The sequence below is a fragment of the Kitasatospora sp. NPDC086791 genome (assembly GCF_040685975.1).
GTDB lineage: Bacteria > Actinomycetota > Actinomycetes > Streptomycetales > Streptomycetaceae > Kitasatospora.
The window spans coordinates 1-20482 of the sequence record NZ_JBFBOC010000023.1 but is presented as its reverse complement, the minus strand read 5'-3'; the positions used below and the strand labels follow the sequence as shown (position 1 = coordinate 20482).

The 20482-nt window shown below is 74.1% G+C and carries 16 protein-coding genes and 1 pseudogene; 6 read left to right on the top strand and 11 right to left on the bottom strand.

Annotated elements, in window-relative coordinates:
- Nucleotides 1-171: 171 nt before the first annotated feature.
- Both AB0Q99_RS25380 and AB0Q99_RS25375 read left to right on the top strand, forming a co-directional pair.
- Complete coding sequence (locus AB0Q99_RS25380) at nucleotides 172-366, top strand: DUF397 domain-containing protein (RefSeq protein ID WP_363575450.1); 195 nt, start codon at nucleotides 172-174, stop codon at nucleotides 364-366.
- 66 nt (nucleotides 367-432) lie between these two features.
- Nucleotides 433-993, top strand: coding sequence for a GNAT family N-acetyltransferase (locus tag AB0Q99_RS25375; protein WP_363575448.1), 561 nt, complete (start codon nucleotides 433-435; stop codon nucleotides 991-993).
- Between the two features lie 163 nt (nucleotides 994-1156).
- Here the strand turns inward: AB0Q99_RS25375 and AB0Q99_RS25370 are convergent, their stop codons facing one another.
- From AB0Q99_RS25370 to pdxH, 9 genes are all read right to left on the bottom strand, one after another.
- A complete protein-coding gene (locus tag AB0Q99_RS25370) occupies nucleotides 1157-1870 on the bottom strand; it encodes an AAC(3) family N-acetyltransferase (protein WP_363575446.1) in 714 nt (237 codons plus the stop codon).
- A gap of 184 nt (nucleotides 1871-2054) precedes the next feature.
- Entirely contained in the window at nucleotides 2055-4544 is a 2490-nt protein-coding gene (locus AB0Q99_RS25365; protein WP_363575444.1) for an FxsB family cyclophane-forming radical SAM/SPASM peptide maturase, read from the bottom strand.
- A 64-nt stretch (nucleotides 4545-4608) separates the two neighbouring features.
- Nucleotides 4609-4794, bottom strand: coding sequence for a hypothetical protein (locus AB0Q99_RS25360; RefSeq protein ID WP_363575442.1), 186 nt, complete (start codon nucleotides 4792-4794; stop codon nucleotides 4609-4611).
- 162 nt (nucleotides 4795-4956) lie between these two features.
- Nucleotides 4957-6240 carry an HEXXH motif-containing putative peptide modification protein gene (locus tag AB0Q99_RS25355; RefSeq protein ID WP_363575440.1) on the bottom strand — a complete coding sequence of 428 codons (1284 nt, stop codon included), beginning with the start codon at nucleotides 6238-6240 and terminating at the stop codon, nucleotides 4957-4959.
- A gap of 206 nt (nucleotides 6241-6446) precedes the next feature.
- The gene (locus tag AB0Q99_RS25350) at nucleotides 6447-7655 is read right to left on the bottom strand and encodes an FxsB family cyclophane-forming radical SAM/SPASM peptide maturase (protein ID WP_363575438.1); all 1209 of its coding nucleotides are present in this window, start codon (nucleotides 7653-7655) and stop codon (nucleotides 6447-6449) included.
- A gap of 55 nt (nucleotides 7656-7710) precedes the next feature.
- Nucleotides 7711-11724, bottom strand: coding sequence for an FxSxx-COOH system tetratricopeptide repeat protein (gene fxsT / locus AB0Q99_RS25345; protein ID WP_363575436.1), 4014 nt, complete (start codon nucleotides 11722-11724; stop codon nucleotides 7711-7713).
- Complete coding sequence (locus tag AB0Q99_RS25340; RefSeq protein ID WP_363575434.1) at nucleotides 11714-13111, bottom strand: TIR-like protein FxsC; 1398 nt, start codon at nucleotides 13109-13111, stop codon at nucleotides 11714-11716. Before AB0Q99_RS25340 ends, fxsT begins: the two co-directional genes overlap by 11 nt.
- Before the next feature lie 295 nt (nucleotides 13112-13406).
- Nucleotides 13407-13598: an FxSxx-COOH cyclophane-containing RiPP peptide gene (gene fxsA / locus AB0Q99_RS25335; protein ID WP_363575432.1), complete on the bottom strand. Its 192-nt coding sequence runs from the start codon at nucleotides 13596-13598 to the stop codon at nucleotides 13407-13409.
- 204 nt (nucleotides 13599-13802) lie between these two features.
- Nucleotides 13803-14435 (bottom strand): pyridoxamine 5'-phosphate oxidase, encoded by a 633-nt coding sequence (gene pdxH, locus AB0Q99_RS25330; protein ID WP_363575559.1) that lies wholly within the window; start codon nucleotides 14433-14435, stop codon nucleotides 13803-13805.
- A 418-nt stretch (nucleotides 14436-14853) separates the two neighbouring features.
- Between pdxH and AB0Q99_RS25325 the strand changes: the two genes are divergently transcribed.
- Nucleotides 14854-15954: a citrate synthase 2 gene (locus AB0Q99_RS25325; RefSeq protein WP_363575430.1), complete on the top strand. Its 1101-nt coding sequence runs from the start codon at nucleotides 14854-14856 to the stop codon at nucleotides 15952-15954.
- Between the two features lie 150 nt (nucleotides 15955-16104).
- Entirely contained in the window at nucleotides 16105-17223 is a 1119-nt protein-coding gene (gene serC, locus AB0Q99_RS25320) for a phosphoserine transaminase (RefSeq protein WP_363575428.1), read from the top strand.
- A 267-nt stretch (nucleotides 17224-17490) separates the two neighbouring features.
- On the opposite strand, the gene thpR is transcribed toward serC, so the two are convergent.
- A complete protein-coding gene (thpR, locus tag AB0Q99_RS25315) occupies nucleotides 17491-18081 on the bottom strand; it encodes an RNA 2',3'-cyclic phosphodiesterase (RefSeq protein ID WP_363575426.1) in 591 nt (196 codons plus the stop codon).
- Nucleotides 18082-18204: 123 nt separating this feature from the next.
- Between thpR and AB0Q99_RS25310 the strand changes: the two genes are divergently transcribed.
- On the top strand, nucleotides 18205-18741 hold the full coding sequence (locus tag AB0Q99_RS25310) for a GNAT family N-acetyltransferase (protein ID WP_363575424.1): 537 nt from the start codon (nucleotides 18205-18207) through the stop codon (nucleotides 18739-18741).
- 94 nt (nucleotides 18742-18835) lie between these two features.
- Here AB0Q99_RS25310 and AB0Q99_RS25305 read toward each other — a convergent pair whose 3' ends face one another.
- Complete coding sequence (locus AB0Q99_RS25305) at nucleotides 18836-20125, bottom strand: MFS transporter (RefSeq protein WP_363575557.1); 1290 nt, start codon at nucleotides 20123-20125, stop codon at nucleotides 18836-18838.
- 272 nt (nucleotides 20126-20397) lie between these two features.
- On the opposite strand from AB0Q99_RS25305, the pseudogene AB0Q99_RS25300 reads away from it, so the two are divergent.
- A pseudogene (locus tag AB0Q99_RS25300) lies at nucleotides 20398-20482 on the top strand (DNA-binding response regulator); the annotation flags it as partial.

The following is a 20482-nucleotide window of genomic DNA, read 5'->3' as shown; positions in this document are numbered from 1 at the left end:
CCTGCCTCCCGCAGCCCCCGTGCGGCGGGGCTTCAGTGTAGGAACGACTGACACCCCAATGGAATAGCACAACGACTCGCACGAATTGACATGACCGAAACGATGCCGCCGTCGGTGCTCTGGGGGCAGTACCCTCGTCCCGGTCACCGCGAACCATCCGGAGGGGCACCCGTGGAACACCTCGACTGGCAGAAGTCCAGCCTCAGCGGCGACCGGGCCGACTACATCGAGATCGCCTCCGAGGGCGAACTCGTCTACATCCGCGAGTCGAACGACCCGGACCGCGTCGTCACCACCACCCGCACCAAGTTCCTGGCCTGGGTCCGGGGCGCCAAGGCCGGCGAGTTCGACCACTTCGTCGCCTGAGGGCCACCGGGCGGCACCGGCGAATATCCGGTGGCACGACCGGTGGCGCCCGAAGAAGATCGCGGCATGCCTGTCTTCCTTGAGACCGAACGGCTCGTGCTGCGCCCGTTCACCGAAGCCGACACCGACCGCCTCTTCGCGCTGGACGACGACCCCGAGGTCATGCGCTTCATCAACGGCGGTGCGCCGGCCAGCCTGGAGACGGTCCGGACCAGGGTCCTGCCGCGCCTCCTCCACGACTACCCGTGCTCCGGCACCCGCGGCTTCTGGGCCGCCGAGGAGAAGGCGACCGGGGCCTTCCTCGGCTGGTTCGAGTTCCGCCCCCTCGACGAGCACAGCCCCGCCGTCGTGGAGCTCGGCTACCGCCTGAACCGGACCGCCTGGGGCAAGGGCTACGCGACGGAGGGCTCCCGGGAGCTGATCGACAAGGGGTTCACCGAGCTCGGCGTGGAGCGGGTCACCGCGAACACCATGACCGTGAACACGCGCTCCCGGCGCGTGATGGAGAAGTCGGGCCTGTCGTTCCTGCGGAACTTCACCGGCGACTGGCCGGACGCGATCCCGGGCTCCGAGCACGGCGAGGTGGAGTACGAGCTCACCCGGGCCGTGTGGGAGCGGCGCCGGTAAGCCCGCTCCTGCCCGCTCCCTGCCCCTGCCCCTGCCCCTGCCCCTGCCCCTGCCCCTGCCAACGCCAACGCCCGGCCCGCAGCCGAGCGCCTCCCCCACGCGGGACGTCGGCGGGTCCGACTTCCCGCGCATCGTCGGGGGGCTTGCGGTGCGCGGACGCGCTTCAGGCGCGGGTGCTCCGCAGGATCCGATCCGCGAGGTCGACGGCCTCCCGCACCGGCACCAGCCGGCAGTCCGCGCCACCGATGCGGCCGGTGGTGACGCCGCGGGCGGTGCGGAGGACCTCGGCGCCGAGGCGGCCGAAGTGGACGTCGTCCAGGTCCGGCGCCGTGAAGACGGTCCAGCCGTCCTCCCCCACGCAGCGGTACTCGCGCAGCACCACGTCGGACTGGCGCAGGTCGGCCAGGTGGAAGGCGGTGAACCGGTCCATCGGGACGCCGAGCATCAGCACCCGGGCGTCCAGGTCGTAGAGCCGGCCCAGCGGGGAGTCGGCGCCCAGGTGGCACTCGTCGGGGTGGCGGCCGGTGATCTCCCGCGCGTGCCGGCCCACCGCCGCCCAGGAGGTCTGCGGGTGGCGGCTCCGGAGCGCGCGCGGGTGCCGCCGGATCGCCTCCGACAGCGTCCCCATGGTGGGCGACGCCGGGGTGGCGGCCGGATCGAACCGCGGCATCCGGGCCCGGTATCCGGCCACGTCCGCCGGGGAGAGACCGGCGGTGGCGGACCGGTGGACGCGCGAGGTGGCGGAGTTCTCGGGGGTGGCCGTGTAAGCGACCAGGGTCCCTTCGGGGCCCAGGACGTCCAGCAGGGCGTCGATCACGCCGGCGGCCCCGCCCGGCACCGGGCCGAGCGCGCGCAGGGACGCCTGGACGTGCAGCACCGTGCCCGGGCGGACCCCGAGGTCGGCGAACTCGCGGCGGAGCGGACGGAGGCGGGAGCGGACGGGCGCCGGAGCGGCGACGTCCGCGACGGCGACGCCGCCGTCGCGGGATTCGGTGAGGATGACGGCTCCCCGGGGGTGAGGGCCCCGGGCGGGGGAGGTCCCGGGGCGGGCGGAGTGGGGGTCAGACCCCGGCCCGTTCCCGTCGCACCCGGTCCGCCGCCTGTTCGGCGACGGCGGGCAGCGGCAGGGCGAGCCAGGGTGCCACGGTGGCGCGCATGCCGTCGGCGAACCGCAAGCCGGTCCCGGTCAGGGCCCCGGATCCGGCCAGCCGCTCCACCGCCTCGGCGGTGTACCGCCGCCAGAGCGCGAACTGGGCGCGCGCCCGGTCGGCGGCCTCGCCCGGCAGCCCGTCGTAGGCCAGGGTGCGGGTGCCCCAGTACTCGGTGACGGCCAGGTGGGCGTAGGTCCCTTGGAGGAGCCCTTCGAGCGGCCGGGGATCGGGCCGCCAGGGGGCGAAGTAGCGCGTGTCGTCGGCGCGGTCGTACAGGTCGGTCAGGTCCAGCACCGCACCCAGCTTGACGTGCTGGAACTCATGGGCGAGCAGCAGCGCGAGGGTCGGCGCGGTGGCCGGCCGGGCGATGCCGACCGCGCCGTACGCCTGTCGGGCCGCCGAACTGACGTCCCGGCCCGCCGGGCCGGGACGCAGCGGGGTGACCGTCGCCAGTCCGGCCCGGATGCCCTCGGCGTACCCCGGCAGGTCCCGCCCGAGCAGCTCCCAGGCCTCGCGCAACGCGCCCGTCCAGTCGAGGAGTTCGCCGTCCGGCAGGCGGTCCGCCACCGGGTGGTCGTGGCAGTCGCGCAGCGGGTCGGCGTCCTCCAGCGCGAGCGTCCAGCCGCCGGCCAGCCGGACCCGCCGCAGCGGCTCGTCCAGGACCGTGCGCACCGAGCCGTCGCCGGCCCGCACCTCGAAGCCGTCCGCCCGTCCGGTGACCACCGCCTCCCCGTCGGGGACGGCGATCCGCCCGAGCGTCGGCAGGTGCAGCCATCCGCCCCGCACCGGCACCGGCACCGCGTCGCCCCGCCCGGCCCGGACCGCGGCGGCCGCGGCGAGCGCGGCCAGCGGGCCCAGCCCGACCGGCAGGTCCCCGGCGAGCCGCCGGGCCGCCCAGGCGCGGGCGTACGGGTGGGCGAGGACGGCGTCCACGGCGGCGGGGGCCTCGACGTCCAGCGCCGACAGCAGGGCCCAGGCCTCGGGGCGCCCCTGCCCGGAGGCGTCCCAGGCGGCGGCCAGCATCGCCCGGGTGAGCGCGAGTTGGGAGCGGCCGAGCACGGCCACGGTGTCCGCGCCGCCGTACCCGCGGGCGAGTTCGTCGAGTTGCGCGGGCGTGAGCGCGCCGGGCAGCAGCGGCTGCGCGCCGGGCGACGGTTCGGCCCCCTGCACAGGCACGGCCGGTACGGCCGACCCGGCCGGAACAACAGTCAGAACGGCCGGAACGGCGGGTACGGCGGGTACGGCAGCCGGAACGGCCGGCACGGCAGCCGAACCGCCTTTCCCCGCGAGCCCGTTGATGAACGTCATGAGATCACCGCAGTAGACGGAGGGATGGTCGAAGCTGCCTCCTCCATCGTCGCTCCGGAAGCGGTGGGCGTACAGGCCGCCTCCGCAGGAGCGGACCACGGAACAGGCGCGGCAGGCCTCGCTCAGCCCGGCCAGACCGGACTGACGGGCGGCGATGCCGGGGTGGCGGGCGAGGTCGTCGAGGCTGTGCGCGAAGACGTCCATCCCGGTGGCGGGCGCACCGTCGTACGCGGTCTTCAGGCTGTCGGCCTGCTCGAAGGTGCCGTCGGTCTCCAGGACCGCCAGGTCCGAGGGCTCCAGCCCGAGCGATTCGGTGAGGCTGGAGAACCCGCGCAGGGTGCGGTGCACGGATTCGAAGGTCCGCACGGCGAACGGCCGCCCGTCCGCCTCCCACAGCCGGTGGACGGTCAGCAGCCAGTCGGCGTAGGGGGTGGCGCCCAGCGCGGCGGGGCGCTTGGGCGGCTCGTCCCAGGTGGCGTGCGGGAGCAGGAAGTCGACTGCGGGGGGACGGAGTTCGGCCAGCGCGCGGTACACCGCGACCGGGTCGTTCTCGACGTCCATCGTGCAGAGCAGTCCGGCGAACAGGTGCCGGAACCCGGGCTCGTTCAGCAGCGCGACCGCCCGCAGGACCTGCGGATGGCTGCTGCGCCCGTCGGCGAAGCGCCGGTGGCGGTCGTTGGCGGCCCGGTCGCCGTCCAGCGAGATGCCGACCTTGAGGTCCAGCTCCGCGAACAGCGTGCAGTAGGCGCGGCTCAGCAGCACCCCGTTGGTGTGGATGCGCAGGTCGAGCGCACAGCCGGGCGGGAGCGCGGCCCGGAACGCCTCGGCGGCCCGGCGCAACCGGTCCGGGCCGGCGAGCAGGGGTTCTCCCCCGTGCAGGACGACCCGGACGGCGGGCAGCCGGTGGGCGGCCGCGTGCTCGCCGATGCGCTCGGCGGCCTTGGCCAGGATCCCGTCCGCGATGACCTTCGGGCGGGAGCTCCAGCTGCGGTCCGCGTGCTCGTAGACGTAGCAGTGGTCGCAGGCGAGATCGCACCTGCTGTGCATCTTGACCACGAACTGCGTCAAGGGCAGCGGAATTGACGTCGTCATGGAACTGTTCGGAGATCCGTTCGGATCGGCTCGGTCTGGGTGCCGCTCGGTGGTCCCGGCCGGATCAGATCGAGGAGTTGAAAGCCGCGACCGGCACGAGGCCGGAATCCGCGCCGGGAAGCGCGCGCTGCAGTCGGGCGGCGAGCTCCTCCGCGCCCAGCGCGGCGAGATCGGCGAGGGACGGGCGTTCCGGCGTCTCCTGAGTGTCAGTGAGCTTGCCGGCGGGCCTGGTGCTGGTTACCGGAGTCATATTCGTTTCCTTAGGCGCGGTTAGGACCTGCCGAGGGTGGGTAAGTCCACCCAGTTGAGACCAAATGTAATGCCAGCGAGGACTCCACACAGCACCTTGCGGACTCAAGTTGGGCTCCCCGAGCGGCCGACGCCGTACGACGGCCCGCAGAACCCCGAAGAATCACCCGTTCAGCGGTCGCGCAAAGCGCCGTGGCGCACGCCCAAGCGTGTCGCCGCCCCACCCGCCACGGCACCCGCCGGGGCCACCGCCCGGGCAGGCGTACGAATCCGCCGGTCGATTCCCCTCCTCCCGCCCTCGTCCGAGTGCGGCCGGCACCCCCGAACGGCCCCAGGAGCACCGGCCCGGGCCGCCCAGTTCACAGGCGGAACGAACCAGCTCGTCCGTGAACTCTTTCCCCTGCAGAGTGAGTTCCCCTGATTCAAGCAGCGTCCGCCCGGCCGTCAGGGTGTGCGTCCGCCAGCGCGCGAACTCCCGTTGCGCCTGCTCCACCCGCGCCGCCCCGCCCGCCCCGGCGGCCGCCTCCGCACACCAGAAGTCCGCGACCCCCAGGTGCGCGTACGTGCCCTGCAGCAGCGCGCCCGCCGGACGCGGATCGGGCCGCCAGGGGGCATGGTAGACGGCCGGCCCGTTGGGCCGGTGCAGCGGCACCAGGTCCAGCAGGGCGCCGAGTTGGACGTGCAGGAACTCGTGGACCAGCGCCAGCGCCAGCAGCACCGGATCGCCCGGCAGCGAGGTCGCCACCGCTCCGTACGCCCTCCGGGCCGCGGCGCTGACCGCCTCCCCGCCGGGGGCGGGACACAGCGGGACGATCGTGACGACACAGGCCGCGACCGCCTCCGCGTGGCGCCGGTGACGGCGCACCAGGATCCGCCAGGCCTCGGACAACCGCTCCTCCCAGCAGGCGAGTTCGGCCTCCGTGAGCGGACCGGCGGGCGGGCGTCCGTAGTCCACCCGGCGCGGCCCGGCGTGATCGACGGACGGCGCCCAGCGCAGCCCGTCGCACTCCAGCGCCAGTGCCCGGCCGGAGTCGTCCCGGAGGAACTCGCCCAACCCGCCCAACCCGGCCGGTTCGCCCGGCCCACCCGACCCGGCCGACGCACCGGTCCCGGCCGCGACGACGCGCAGGCAGTCGGCCGCCCAGGCGTCCAACTCCGGCCGCAGCAGCACCTCTTCCCACCGCGGCCGGTCCTCGCGCTGCAGCACCCGCACCCGACCGTACGCCTCGCGGTAGCCCTCGTGCTCCGGCGCGGCCCGGTGCAGCGCGAGCAGCAGCAGGGCGCGTTTGCTCAACTGCCCGGCACGCAGCAGCCGAACGGCCTCCGGCCCGCCGCGCGCACCCGCGACCGCCCGGAACGTCGCCCGGTCCACGCCGTGCCGCGGCAGTCCGTCCGCCCCCCGCGCGCCCGGCACTCCGGCCGCCACCGCCTCACCCGTACCCGTCACCGGTCCTCCTCCTCGTGTGCGGCCGGCCACGACCACCGCGCCGACCGCGTCCGCCGTATCCGCCCGCACTTTCCCCACGACCGGACGGATCAGCCGCGACGGGCCCGGGCATGACCCGAACGGGTGAGCCGACCGCCCGCCACGTCCCCCGCCGGACCCCACCGGGGCACCCACCGGAGAACCGGGGCGCACCCGACGACGCCCGGTCATCCCGTCCGCCCGGCCACCGCCAGCCCGGCGACCCCCGCCCGCAGCCGCCCCGCGATGTGCCGGGCCAGCCGGTCCAGGTCCGCGCAGTACACCGACGGATGCCCGAACCCGTCCCCCGCCCACCGGTGCGCGTACAGCCCGCCGCCGCACACCCGGGCGAGCGGGCAGCCGGCGCAGACCGGCCCGAGCCCGGCGAGGCCGCGCTGACGGGCCCGGAAGGCGGGGTGCGCGGCCGCCTCCCCGAAACCGTGCCGCCACACGTCCAGGCCCGTGCCCGGGGCGCCGTCGTACGCCGCCTTGAGGCTGTCCGCCTGCTCGATGGTGCCGTCCGCCTCGACCACCACCAGGTCGACCGGGGCCAGCCCGACCGCCTCACTGGCCGCCCGGCCCCCGAGCAGCAGCACGGCCAGTTCCTCGAACAGCCGCACCCCGGTCTCCCGCTGCGGCGCGCCGTACCAGCGGTCGAAGGCGGCGATCAGCCACTCCCCGTACGGCGCGGGGTCCGCACCCGACGGAGGCGCGTGCGGCACCGCGCGCGGCCGCAGCCCGGGCGGCGGGGCGGCCCAGGTCCCGTGCGGCAGCAGCAGGTCGAGCCGGGGCGGCGCGAACTCCAGCAGCGCCTCGTAGGTGCCCACCGGGTCCGCCGCCAGGTCGACGACGCAGAGCAATCCGGCGAACAGCTCCCGGTGCCGGTCCGAGCCGAGCAGCCGCACCGCCTCGGCGGTCCGCGCCCAGCTGCCCGCGCCGGAGGGCAGTCGGCGGTGCCGGTCGTGGTCGACCCGGGCGCCGTCGAGGGAGACCCCGACGGCGACCCGGTGGCGGTGCAGCACGTCGAGCAGCGCCGGTTCGTCCAGCAGCCGCAGCCCGTTGGTCTGCAGGCCGAACCGCACCCGCGGCCCGCCCGCCGCCGGGCCGGCATGCGGATCGCCGCCCGACGCGCCGCTCAACTCACCGAGCAGGGCGTCCAGATGGCGGGCACCGACGAGCAGCGGCTCGCCGCCGTGCAGCACCACGGAGACCTCGTCCAGCCCGTTCTCGGCCGCGTGCTCGGCGATCCGCCGGGCGGTGCGGCGGACCGTCGCCAGTTCCATCCGCCGGGGCCGCCGGCGCCAGCTCTGATCCGCCCCCTCGTACACGTAGCAGTAGTCGCAGGCCAAGTTGCACCGACTGTGGATCTTCAGCAGGAACTGCCGGAACGCCACCATCCCGCGAACGTAGCACCGCCGGGCCCGCCGCCCGACCCGTTGTCACACCTGCGGGTCACACGTGCGGGGGTTCCACGTCGGAGTCCAGCCGCAGCCCCGCCCGTACCGCCACCGTCGTCGGGTGCTCGTCCCCCAGTGTCACCCGCGCCCGCCGGATGCAGTCCGACCGCAGCTCGGCGGCGCGTTCGGTGTGCCCGGCGGCGGCCAGCGACAGCGACAGGTTGGAGTTGATGCCGATGGAGTCGTAGTGGTCCTGGCCGAGCGCCTCGATCATCAGCGGCGCGGCCTCCAGTTCCACGTCGAGCGCGGCCTGCGTCTGCCCGGACAGCGCCAGGTCGTTCGCGTGGTTCATCATCGCGATCGGGATGTAGAGGTGGTGGGCGCCGAGGACGGTCCGGAACTGCGCCAGCGTACGGCCGGACAGCTCCAGGGCCTCCTGGGTGCGCCCCGCCAGTCGCAGGTAGACCGACAGATTGTTGGCGCCGGCCAGCGTCACCGGGTGGTTCTCGCCCAGGTAGTCGCGGTACCGCGCCAGCGCCCGTTCGGCCAGCGGGATCGCCCGGGCGGTGTCGCCGAGGGCGTTGAGGTCGCTGGCCAGGTTGGTGGCGGCGGCCAGGGTGTCGGGGTGCTCGGGGCCGTTGATGTCCAGGTAGCGCTGGTAGATGTCCTCGTCGATCTCCAGGGCCTCGTGGTACCGGCCGGCCCGGCGCAGTGCCACGGCGAGGTTCTTGCGGGCGCGCAGGGTGTCGGTGTGGCCGTCGCCGATGGTCTGCTGGTAGATCCGGACGGTCTCCTCCAGCAGGTCCAGGGCCTCCCGCAGCCGCCCGGTCTCCCGCAGGTCGCGGGCGTAGTTGGAGGCGGAGGACAGCGCGTAGAGGCTGTGCGCGCCGAGCGCGTCACGCTGCTGCAGGTAGTTGCTGCGGTGCCGCTCCAGGGCGGCCCGGCGGTCGCCGGCCAGGTAGTCGGAGACGGCGAGGTTGTTGGTGATCATCAGGGTGCGCGGGTGGTCCGGGCCGAGGGTGCGCCGGGCGGCGTCCAGGGTCCGGCGGTCGAGCGTCCGGGCCTCGTCGTAACGGCCGAGGAAGCGCAGGTCGGCACCGAGGCTGTTGGCGACGGCGAGGGTGTGCGAGTGTTCCGGGCCCAGGGTCACGGTGAAGCGTTCCAGGATGTCCCGGTCCATCTCGTACGCCTGCTGGAGGGCGCCCTGGGAGCGGCGGATGTTGCTCAGCTGGGTGCGCAGCATCAGGGTCTGGGCGTCGTTGTCGACGTCGAAGTCGGGCCCGCCGTAGCCGTCCTGGCGCCAGTGCTCCAGGGTCCGCTCGGCCAGTTCCCGGCCGGACTCGTGCAGGCTGCGCTTCCACTGGTAGCGGACCGAGTCGATGATCCACTGCCGGACGTCCTCGTCGGCGCTGTCGACGGCGCCGGACGGCCAGAGGTGGGGCAGGAGTTCGGCGTACTCGGCCCAGTTGGCGGGCACGTCCGGGTCGCCGGGGTTGGCGGTGGCGAGCGCGGCGTGGACGACGCCGCGCAGTTCGGCCCGCCGTTCCTCCTCGACCTGGTCCCGGAGCACGGCCTGGACCAGCCGGTGCACGGTGATGGTCTCGCTGCCCTGGTCGGTGCGGGCGAGCCCGAACCGGTTGATGGCACGCAGGAATTCGCCGATCGCGAGCTTGTCGCGGGGCGCCCGCGGGGGCAGCCGCAGGGCGCGGGTGACGGCACGGCTGTACAGCAGCCGCATCGGGATGGCGTCGGGGCCGAAGAAGGCGCAGATCTCCAGGATCTGGGCGGCCGGGGCGTTCATCCGGCGCAGTTCCTCGACCGAGATGCGCCAGGTCGCGGCCGCCGAGTGCGGGTAGTCGGCGGTGCGCAGCCGGGTGCGCTCCAGCATCTCGGTGAGCTCCTCGTCGAGGAGTTCGAGGTAGGTGGCGATCGGCATCGACGTCTCCTGGAGCCAGACGGCGGCCTGGCCAACGGCGAGCGGCAGGTCGCCGAGGCGCTGCGCGACCTGGTCGGCGTCTTCCGGGGAGACGCCGGCGTTGAAGCGGCGCAGCAGCCGGACGCTCTCCTCGCGGAGGAAGACGTCGACCTCCACCAGGCCGGCGTGCCGGGCCCAGCCCTGGTTGCGGGAGGTGATCAGCACGTGTCCGCCGGAGGAGCCGGCCGGCTGCCAGGGGGCGAGTTCCTCGGGGGTCCCGGCGTTGTCGAAGACGAGCAGCCAGCGGCGGTACGGCTGGCCGCGGCGCAGCGCGTCGAGGACGGCGGCGGCGGTGTGCGCGACGTCGTCGCTGGTGGGCACGCCGAGCCGGGGCGCGAGTTCGGCGAGCTTCTGCGGGATGTTGGCGGGCTCCTCGGCGGGCACCCACCAGACCACGTCGTACGCGGCCTTGAACCGGTGCGCGTACTCGGCGGCGATCTGGGACTTGCCGGCGCCGCCGAAGCCGTAGAGCACCTGGCTGAGCACGGCGGCCGGGCCGCCGGTGAAGCGGTTGCGGAGCAGTTCGAGCAGTTTGCCACGCCCGATGAAGGCGGCGTTGCGCGAGGGCGCCTCCTGGACCTGCGGGGCGGTGCCCGGGAACCGCGCGGGCGCGATGATCTCGCCGCTGTCGGAGTCGAGTTGGCGGTTGCTGCCGGGCGGCGGGCCGAGTTCGCCGTAGAGCTGGGACTCGGCGCCGGCCGCGGAGGAGCGGACCAGGTCGGGGGCGGCCTGCCCGGCGAACGGGCGGGGCACCGGCTCGTCCGGGTCCTGCAACCGGAGGGCGACCAACGCCGGTGAGCCGGAGAGGAGTTCACGCCCCTGCAGGAGCTGCCAGACCTCGGCGGAGCGGGGCAGCGCGGTGTACTCGGGCGAGAGCAGGGCGAGCAGCCGGCCCTGGCCTTCGAGCGGGCCGGCGACCTCCGGCGGCCGGGGGCCGGTGTAGGGCTCGGCGGCACTGTGCAGGGAGGCCTGGTAGCCGAAGCGGGTGAGCGTCCCGGCGGCCCACTCGGCCCACATCCGGTCCTCCGGCGCGTAGCTGACGAAGACCTGGCGCGGCACGACGCGGGCGGAGCGCAGGTAGGCGCCGTAGAGCCGGCGGCGGGTGTCGGAGGTGAGCGGACGCAGGGTGCGGACCCGCCCGTCGGTGATCCAACCGGCCAGCCGTTCGAAGGCGTTGAGCAGACTGCGGGCCTCCTGCGGCCGGTCGGCGACGGTGGCGGGCACCTCCTCGTAGGCGTAGAACGGCTTGTACGGCACCTCGACGTCGGCCCAGTAGCCGGCCCGGCGGTCGCCGGGCAGCCAGCGGCCGAGGTAGGGCGCGAAGGCCTCGCGGGCGTAGTCGCGTCCGGCCTCCAGGCGCTCCTGCTCGGCGTCCTCGACCCGCATCGGCACCGGCAGCACCCGGATCGCCCGTTCCTCGGCCTCGGCGATGGCGCGGGCGGCGTCGACGCCGCCGCGGATGTTCTGGGCGCTGAAGGTGAAGCAGTCGACGACGGTGTCGGGCATCAGGACGGTGCAGATGCCGGAGGTGTCGCTGACGCCGGTGCGGCTGTCGATGAGCACGTAGTCGTACGCGCGGGCCCAGCGTTCGCGCAGCTCGCGCAGGAACTCGCCGCCGCGGATGTCCCGGCCGTGGTAGAAGCTGCGCCAGTTGAAGCTGGTGACGGCGGCGGCGTAGGCGGCGTTCTGGCGGCCGGCGGGCAGGAAGTCGAGCCGGCCGCCGGGCGGCAGGTCGAGGGCGAGACCGCAGAGGTAGCCGTCGAGGCGCCCCGGCTCGTCCAGCCAGGCGGCCGGGGAGAGGCCGACCGGCCCGGTGGCGGAGGGCAGCGCCTGCTTGACGTAGGAGCGCAGCAGGTCGATCAGGCCCTCGGTGGAGTGCAGTTCGGGGTCGACCAGGAGCGGGTGGTAGTACCGGTGGAGGCCGGGCGCCTCCAGGTCCCAGTCGACGACCAGGACGCGCAGGCCCCGGCTGGCGAGGATCCAGCCGACGTTGGCCAGGGCCATGGTCCGGCCGGTACCGCCCTTGAAGGAGTAGAACGTGACGACCGAACCCGGTCCGCCGCGCTCACGCTCTGCACCGGGCTCAGTGGTCATCGTCCTTGTCTCCCCTCAGTGGGACAGCGTTGTCCTTGCCACGACTCTGGTGCGGGAGGTCCTTCGGGCCAGGGCCCTGGCCCGGGCCGAACGACGCGGACGGACCCTGGCGGGGCCCCGGCGGGCCGGCCGGGATGGCCAGCCCGGGCATGGCCGGGCCGCCGGGGCCGAAGCCGAAGGCGTCGCCGCCATCGTCCCCCCAATCCAAGTTGTCGTCCATGAGCTTGTTCTGGGCGACCGTCACCATGATGGTGAGATCGTTGTCGAAGCTCTCCCGGCTCACTTTGACCCGGAACAGGTGTTCCAGGTCGCTCCGGCGCAGCCAGTTGCGCCGGAAGACGCCGCGCACGCCCGCCCACAGCACGTCGCGCTCCGGTCCGTCGGCCGGATCGGCGCTGCCGGTGGGCACCATCACGCCGGTGGCCGGGTGGTTCTGGTCGTCGTACTCGCGCAGCGCGGTGCGGTAGCGCTCCCCGCCGGCCACCCACGGGTCCACCAGCAGGATGCTGACCTGGCTGTCCTCGCGGGCCTGGTCGAGCTTCCCGCCGAGGCCGCCGTCGATCTCCTCCAGCGTGGTGGCGTGCCCGGCGGCGGTGATCACCTGCTGGGCGCGCGCCACCAACGACGGCTGGGTGGGCGGATGGTAGGGCGCCCAGTGCCACGGCTTGGCGCCGTACCAGCCGCCCGCGTACGAGCCGCCCTCGGCGGCGGCCTCCGAGGCCCGGCCGGCCGCGATGAACAGCCGCACCATGCCCGGGGTGGAGACCGTCGCCGGCGCCGCCGGCGGCGGGAAGTAGCCGCGCACCGCGCCGAGGTCGAACTCGGGCAGCTCGCCGAGCCGCCGCGCGGACGCGTCCCGGACCCGCTCGGCGACCACCCGGACGACCTGCTCGTACGCCCCGCTCTGCGCGGAGCGCAGCAGGGCCCGCAGGCCGCGCCGGGCGTAGGCCTCGCCCATGTCCGGCTGGGCCCACTGGATCTTGGTCACCTCGTCGGCCAGCTCACCGGGCACGACGGGCTCCCAGAGCACCGGGACGAGCGCCGAGATGAGCTCCCCGGTGTCCTCGTGGTGGCGGCGGACCCGGCCGCGGAAGGCGGTCCACTCCTTGCCGCAGTACAGACTGGTGAAGTAGGCCGGGGAGTAGAGCGCGACCATGGTCCGGCTGCGACCCAGCATCGTCGCCAGCTGCTCGGCCCAGTCGTCGCCGAGCCGCAGCTGTTCGGTGTCGCGGTAGGCGAGTTCCTCGACGCGGACGCCCGCCCCGACGAGCCGGCCGAGTTCGTCGCGCAGGTCGTTGAAGAACTGGTTGACGAAGGCGTCCTCGGCCTCGAAGTCACGACGCGCGTAGCTGAAGAAGAAGTACGGCCTGTGCTGTTCGTGCTCCATCACCCGTTCCCCCCGTGCCCGACGGTGCCGCGACGGCGCTGGTTTCATACCCCAGGATGTCGTGAACTCCACCAGTCGTGCTGGTGAGTTGGCGGATTCGGCGACCGCCGGGGGTTTAACCGGTGGTCAGGCGCACGCCCGAAACCGGGAGTGCTCCGGCGCCCGGGGGCGCGCCGACGGGAGCGCGAGCGCGCCACCAGGGCTCGCACGCCGGAACCGCACTACCCGCTACGGCGCGACTGCTATGGCATGACCGGTACGGCGGCGGCAGCGGCGGGCACGGCCAGGACTGCGGCTACCGGCCGAGCGACGACTGGAAGGCCGCGAGCGGCTCCGCGCCGGGGGTCAGGGCGTCCGCGACGACCCGGCGCAGCAGGTCCCCCAGGACGGTGTCGGGCAGGGCGTCGAGCTCTTCGAGCGGCAGGGCGGTGACGTCGACCAGGTCAGAGCCGAGTCCAGCGGCGATTTCCGCACCGGTGACGCCCATCAGTCCCTCACTCGATCGTGCCGGCACAGCGCGTTGCTGGCCGGATGTACATCGACCCAGGTCCGCGACGGGCATCCTACACCCGAGGCATGACGGGCCATCAGTTCCGCGGCGCCGCCGCGACCGGGTCGACCCGGTCGGCCCACGGTGCCGACAGGGCCCCCGGAGCCCCCGGAACCTCCGGTTCCGCAGGCCCGGCCGCCCTCACGGGCAGAGCCGCTCCACCCGCCAGCCCGTCGGGTCGGTCGGGTCCGCGAGGTAGCGGAGCCGGTCGTGCAGGCGGTTCTCGCGGCCCTGCCAGAACTCGACGCTCTCCGGGATCACCCGGTAGCCGCCCCAGAACGGCGGGACGGGCACGCCCTCGCCCTCCGGGTAGCGGCGCTCCAGTTCGGCGTAGCGCTGTTCGAGGACCTCGCGCCCGCCGACCGGGCTGGACTGCTCGCTGGCCCAGGCGCCGAGCTGGGAGCCGTGCGGGCGGGTGCGGAAGTAGGCGGCGGTCTCGTCCCGGCCGACCTTCTCCACCCGGCCCTGGACGATCACCTGGCGGGCCAGCGCGAGCCACGGGAACAGCAGCGCGGCGTGCGGGTTGGCGGCGAGCTCGGCGCCCTTGCGGGAGCCGTAGTTGGTGAAGAACACGAAGCCGCGCGCGTCGTAGCCCTTGAGCAGGACGGTGCGCGAGTTGGGCCGTCCCTCGGCGTCGGCGGTGGAGAGCACCATCGCGTTGGGCTCGGTCACCCCGGCCTCGGCCGCCTCGTGGAACCAGTGGGTGAACTGGCCGATCGGCTCGGGCGCGAGCTGCTCCTCGACCAGGCCCTCGTGGACGTAGTGCTCGCGCATCACGGTGGGGTCCGGGCCGGGGCGGGCCTCCCCGGCCGGGGTCCGGGTGGCGGGGCTCGGGGGCGTCGACTGGGCGCGTTCCGGGGTCTGCACGCCAACATCATCCCGTACGACAAGCGACCGGCACCGCTACCTCCGGACAAACCCCGGTGGGAGATAAGGTGACTCGCCACCGCTTGGCCGCCCGTCGTGCGGGGAATTGTCCGGAACCGGGCGCTTGGTTCCGGTGATTCTCCCGGGAACGACCGGCCCCCGACGGAAAAGTCAAGCGGCCCCAGGGCAAACATCACCACGGCGGTGTATGGCGCAATGCACCCCGTGCCTGTCACTCTGGCACCGAGTGCCAACCACGATTCGGTCACTGGTGCGCCGCCCCACCACGGCGGAGCGCCGATCGCAGAACTGAAGGAGCCGTCGCATGTCCGACTTCGTACCCGGGCTTGAGGGAGTCGTCGCGTTCGAGAGCGAGATCGCCGAACCCGACCGTGAAGGCGGCGCCCTGCGGTACCGCGGTGTCGACATCGACGACCTGGTCGGCCACGTCTCCTTCGGCCACGTCTGGGGCCTGCTGGTCGACGGCAAGTTCAACCCCGGCCTGCCGGCCGCCGAGCCGTTCCCGATCCCGGTGCACTCCGGCGACATCCGGGTCGACGTGCAGTCCGCGCTCGCCATGCTCGCCCCGGTCTGGGGCCTCAAGCCGCTGCTGGACATCTCCGCCGAGCAGGCCCGCGACGACCTCGCCCGCGCCGCCGTGATGGCGCTGTCCTACGTCGCCCAGTCCGCCCGCGGCCAGGGCCTGCCGATGGTCCCGCAGAGCGAGATCGACAAGGCCGAGACGGTCGTCGAGCGGTTCATGATCCGCTGGCGCGGCGAGCCGGACCCGAAGCACGTCAAGGCCGTCGACGCGTACTGGACCTCGGCCGCCGAGCACGGCATGAACGCCTCGACCTTCACCGCCCGGGTGATCGCCTCCACCGGCGCCGACGTCGCGGCCGCCCTCTCCGGCGCGGTCGGCGCGATGTCCGGCCCGCTGCACGGCGGCGCCCCCTCCCGCGTGCTCGGCATGATCGAGGAGATCGAGCGCACCGGCGACGCCACCGCGTGGGTCAAGAACGCCCTGGACAAGGGCGAGCGCCTGATGGGCTTCGGCCACCGCGTCTACCGCGCCGAGGACCCGCGCGCCCGCGTGCTGCGCCGCACCGCCAAGGAGCTCGGCGCGCCGCGCTTCGAGGTCGCCGAGGCGCTGGAGAAGGCCGCGCTGGAGGAGCTGCACAACCGCCGCCCCGACCGCGTGCTGGCCACCAACGTCGAGTTCTGGGCCGCCATCATGCTGGACTTCGCCGAGGTCCCGGCCCACATGTTCACCTCGATGTTCACCTGCGCCCGCACCGCCGGCTGGTCGGCGCACATCCTGGAGCAGAAGCGCACGGGCCGGCTCGTGCGCCCCTCCGCGCGCTACATCGGCCCCGGCCCGCGCCGTCCCGAGGAGGTCGAGGGCTGGGACGCCATCGTCCACTGACCGCACCGGACGAGCGTCCGCACAGTGCCCCTGACCAGCGGGTCCGGCCTCGGCCGGGCCCGCTGTCGGCGTTCCCGAGCAGCCAAGATCACAGTCTCAGCGGGCGGACGACCGTACCCCCGCCCGGTCCCCGGCCGGTAGGCTGCGCGCGTGGCTCAGATCCAGATCCCCGCTGACATCAAGCCCGCAGACGGCCGTTTCGGCTGCGGACCGTCCAAGGTGCGCCCCGAGGCCCTGAGTGCCCTCGCCGCCACCCAGACCTCCCTGCTCGGCACCTCGCACCGCCAGGCCCCGGTCAAGAACCTGGTCAAGCGCGTACGCGAGGGCGTGAGCAGCCTCTTCTCGCTGCCCGAGGACTACCAGGTGGTCCTCGGCAACGGCGGCTCCACCGCCTTCTGGGACATCGCCGCCTTCGGCCTGGTGCGGGAGAAGTCCCAGCACCTGGACTTCGGCGAGTTCTCCTCGAAGTTCGGCTCCTCGGTCAAGGCCGCGCCGTGGCTCGCCGAGCCGAGCGTGATCAAGACCGCCCCGGGCACCCACCCGCTGCCGGTCGCCGAAGCCGGCGTGGACGTCTACGGACTCACCCACAACGAGACCTCGACCGGCGTCGCGATGCCGATCCGGCGCCCGGCCGGCGCGGACGAGGGCTCGCTGGTCCTGGTGGACGCCACCTCGGGCGCCGGCGGCCTGCCGGTGGACATCACCGAGACGGACGTCTACTACTTCGCCCCGCAGAAGTCCTTCGCCTCCGAGGGCGGCCTGTGGCTGGCCACCTTCTCCCCGGCCGCCCTGGAGCGCGCCGCCGAGATCGCCGCCTCCGGCCGCTACATCCCGCCGTTCTTCTCGCTGCCGACGGCCATCGACAACTCGTCGAAGGACCAGACGTACAACACCCCGTCGATCTCCACGCTCTTCCTGCTGGCCGACCAGCTGGAGTGGCTGAACGGCAACGGCGGGCTGGACTGGGCCGTCGCCCGGACGGCCGACTCCTCGTCCCGGCTGTACGCCTGGGCCGAGAAGTCCTCCTTCGCCACCCCGTTCGTGGCGAACCCGGCCGAGCGCTCCCAGGTGGTCGGCACGATCGACTTCGACGAGTCGGTGGACGCCGCCGCGGTCGCCAAGGCACTGCGTGCCAACGGCATCGTGGACACCGAGCCGTACCGCAAGCTGGGCCGCAACCAGCTGCGCATCGCGATGTTCCCGGCGATCGACCCGGCGGACGTCGAGGCGCTCACCCAGTGCATCGACTACGTGGTCGAGCAGCTCTGAGCACCCGCTGAGGCATGCGTGAGGGCCACCACCCACCCGGGGTGGTGGCCCTCACGCCGTCCGCGGACCGGACCGGCGGCCGATGAGCGAACCGATCTGCCGGCGGCTGGCGGCCGGGCGGCTAGCGGCCGGCGAGTGAGCTGATCAGCACCACGATCAACAGCAGCACCAGGGTGCCGGAGACGATGCGCATTCGAGTCTTGGGATCCACGGTCAACGAGCGTACCTCCGCCGCCCGCCGGGCCGGACGGCGAGGGCCCCGGGGCCTCAGCCCCAGTCCGCCAGCGCCCAGGAGGCCACCGACTCGTAGTGCGCGGAGCCGCCCTCCGGGTCGCTCCTCATCAGGTGCAGCTCGGCGGCCTCCCACTCCGGCCCCCGGTAGTCCGCCAGCGCCGCCGCCAGGCCGTCCAGCTCGGCCGCCGCGACCCGCTGGACGGCCCGCCGGTGGCCGCGGGAGGAGCCGGCCCGGGCCAGCGTGAGGTGCGGGTGGAAGGCGAAGGTGTCGGCCTGCTCCCCGACCGCCTCGGCCGCGGTCTCGGCGGCGGCCTCGGCCAGTCGGCGCAGCGCCCAGGTCTGCCCCTCGACACCGGCCCACAGCACCCGGTCGCCGAACCGCCCGGCGCCCGCGATCCGCAGCCGGTGCACCGGGTGCACCTCGGCGACGGCGGCCAGGCCCGCCTCCAGCTCCGGCAGCCGCTCGGCGGGCACCTCGCCGAGGAAGGCCAGGGTCAGGTGCCAGGCCTCGACGGTGGTCCAGCGCAGCCGGTCCGCCCCGGGCAGCCCGCGCACCGGCGCGACCGCGTCGGAGAGCCCCTGCAACGCCGCGACCGGCGGGAGCACCGCCACGAAAAGCCTCATGGGCCCATCTTCCCGCGCGGAGCGCCCGGACAGCGGCCGCTCCCAGCCCTCAGGCACCGCCGCCACCGCCACCGCCACCGCAGGCACCTTCCCACCCGCGCGGCTTTGGGCTAGAACGGCTTCATGATCGATTCCAGCGGCATGAAGATCCGCACCGGAGGCCCCGAGGACGTCCCCGACATCCTCGCCCTGCTCGACGGCGCCGTGGCCTGGCTGGTCGGCCGGGACCGCACCGGCCAGTGGGGCGACCAGCCCTTCAGCAGCACGCCCGCCCGGGTCGAACACATCGAGCAGTACGGCCGCGAGCCGTTCCTGATCCGGCTCGCCGTGGACGACGAGGGCCGCACGATCGGCTCCTGCGTGCTGTCCGAGGAACGCGGCACGTACGTCCCGGCCGTGGCCGAGCGCGAGCTGTTCGTCCGCAACCTGGTCACCGACCGCACCCGCAAGGGCTCGGGCATCGGCGCCGCGCTGATCGCCGACGCGGTCGAGGAGGCCCGTCGGCGCGGCATCGGCCTGCTGCGGGTCGACTGCTACGGCGGGGCCGACCGCAAGCTGGTCGCCCAGTACCGGGCACTCGGCTTCACCGAGACCGAGAGCTTCGAGGTCGAGCAGCCGAACGGCGTCTGGCCCGGCCAGGTCCTCGCCATCCGGCTCTGACGCCGCGAACCCCCCGAGGCGAGCCCTCGGGGGGTGTGACACTACGTCAGCCCGTCAGCCCGATCACCGTGACGGGACCTGACGTGACGTCCAGTCAGCAGGCGGCGGCCAGCTCGGACTTGTGCGCCGGAGCGGTCCGCGGCACGACGGCCACCACCCGGCCGCCGCGGCCCGGGTGCAGGTCGAAGCGCACCCGCAGGTCCGCGCTGCGGGCCAGCACCACACCGACCGCGCCGGCCGCCAGCGCGGACACCAGTCCGCAGGCGAGCAGGCCGGTCCGGGGCCCGTACGAGGCGGTCACCCAACCGACGACCGGGGCGCCGATCGGCGTGCCGCCGGTGAAGACCAGCACCAGCAGGCCCATCACCCGGCCGCGCATCTCGGGGTCGGTGGCCAGCTGCAGCATGGAGTTGACCGAGGTGTTGAAGCTCAGCCCGAACACCCCGATCAGCGTCAGCAGCAGCGCGAAGGTCCAGTAGCCGGGCGCGAAGGCCGCGACCACCTCCAGCGTGCCGAAGGCCAGCGCCGCGCCGACCAGCCGGCGCAGCCTCGGCGCGCCCCGGCGGGCGGCGAGCAGCGCGCCGGCCAGCGAGCCGACCGCCATCGCGGTGTTCAGCAGGCCGTACTGGCCGGCGCCCACCTTGAACGTGTCGTACGCGAAACCGGAGAGCAGCGTCGGGAAGTTGAAGCCGAAGGTCCCGATGAAGCCGGCCAGCACCATCGGCCAGAGCAGTTCGGGCCGCTCCTTGACGTACCGCAGCCCCTCCCGCAACTGGCCCTTCTCCCGGGCGATCGGCTCGGTCGGGCGCAGTTCGCTCTCCCGCATCGCCAGCAGTCCGGCGATCACCGCCGCGAAGGACAGCGCGTTGACGGCGAAGGCCCAGCCGCTGCCGACCGCGGCGATCAGCAGACCCGCGACGGCGGGGCCGACCAGGCGAGCGGTCTGGAAGTTGGCGGCGTTCAGGCTGACCGCGTTGGCGAGGTCCTTGGGCCCGACCATCTCGGAGACGAAGGCCTGCCGGGTCGGGTTGTCCACCACCGTGACCAGGCCGAGCAGCAGGGCGAAGGCGTACACGTAGTACGGCGTCACCACGCCGCCGACGGTCAGCACGGCGAGGCCGGCGGCCAGCAGGCCCATCGCGCCCTGGGTGTAGATCAGCAGCCGGCGCTTGGGCATCCGGTCGGCGAGCACGCCGCCGAAGAGGCCGAGCAACAGCATCGGCAGGAACTGCATGGCGGTGGTGATGCCGACCGCGAGCGGGCTGCCGGTGAGGCTGAGCACCAGCCAGTCCTGGGCGATCCGCTGCATCCAGGTCCCGGTGTTGGACACCACCTGGCCGGCGAAGAAGTAACGGTAGTTGCGAACGCGCAGGGAGGAGAACATCCCCCCGGGCCTGGTGAACCGGGCGCCTGCGGGAGACGGGTGGGCCGCGCGGGTGCGGCCGGGAGCGGCGGGGTCGTCCGCCGCGGTGCGTTCGTCGGGGTCGTCGTCGCCGCTGCCGGGCAGCCCCGTGGGGGCGGGTGCCGGGGAGTCGGCGGCCGCGGCACTGTCCGCGGCGGGGTCGTTGGTCGGGTCGTCGGTACGGATGGCGGCGGCGCTGGCTGCGGCCGGCGGTGTCACGGTGGTCTCCCCTCGCGGCGCGACGGCCATGGCGGCGCAACTACCTGTCGATGGCGATCCAGAAGACCGAGGCCCGCAACCGCACCGAGGCGGTCCGGATCGCCCGCGAGAAGGGCTGGC

What these genes read in the sequence shown, in the direction of transcription:
- AB0Q99_RS25375 (WP_363575448.1), top strand. Translation starts at nt 433, where the DNA reads ATGCCTGTCTTCCTTGAGACCGAACGGCTCGTGCTGCGCCCGTTCACC.
- AB0Q99_RS25365 (WP_363575444.1), bottom strand. Translation starts at nt 4,544, where the DNA reads ATGACGACGTCAATTCCGCTGCCCTTGACGCAGTTCGTGGTCAAGATG.
- AB0Q99_RS25360 (WP_363575442.1), bottom strand. Translation starts at nt 4,794, where the DNA reads ATGACTCCGGTAACCAGCACCAGGCCCGCCGGCAAGCTCACTGACACT.
- AB0Q99_RS25350 (WP_363575438.1), bottom strand. Translation starts at nt 7,655, where the DNA reads ATGGTGGCGTTCCGGCAGTTCCTGCTGAAGATCCACAGTCGGTGCAAC.
- fxsT (WP_363575436.1), bottom strand. Translation starts at nt 11,724, where the DNA reads ATGACCACTGAGCCCGGTGCAGAGCGTGAGCGCGGCGGACCGGGTTCG.
- AB0Q99_RS25340 (WP_363575434.1), bottom strand. Translation starts at nt 13,111, where the DNA reads ATGGAGCACGAACAGCACAGGCCGTACTTCTTCTTCAGCTACGCGCGT.
- fxsA (WP_363575432.1), bottom strand. Translation starts at nt 13,598, where the DNA reads ATGGGCGTCACCGGTGCGGAAATCGCCGCTGGACTCGGCTCTGACCTG.
- pdxH (WP_363575559.1), bottom strand. Translation starts at nt 14,435, where the DNA reads ATGCGCGAGCACTACGTCCACGAGGGCCTGGTCGAGGAGCAGCTCGCG.
- AB0Q99_RS25325 (WP_363575430.1), top strand. Translation starts at nt 14,854, where the DNA reads ATGTCCGACTTCGTACCCGGGCTTGAGGGAGTCGTCGCGTTCGAGAGC.
- thpR (WP_363575426.1), bottom strand. Translation starts at nt 18,081, where the DNA reads ATGAGGCTTTTCGTGGCGGTGCTCCCGCCGGTCGCGGCGTTGCAGGGG.
- AB0Q99_RS25310 (WP_363575424.1), top strand. Translation starts at nt 18,205, where the DNA reads ATGATCGATTCCAGCGGCATGAAGATCCGCACCGGAGGCCCCGAGGAC.
- AB0Q99_RS25305 (WP_363575557.1), bottom strand. Translation starts at nt 20,125, where the DNA reads ATGTTCTCCTCCCTGCGCGTTCGCAACTACCGTTACTTCTTCGCCGGC.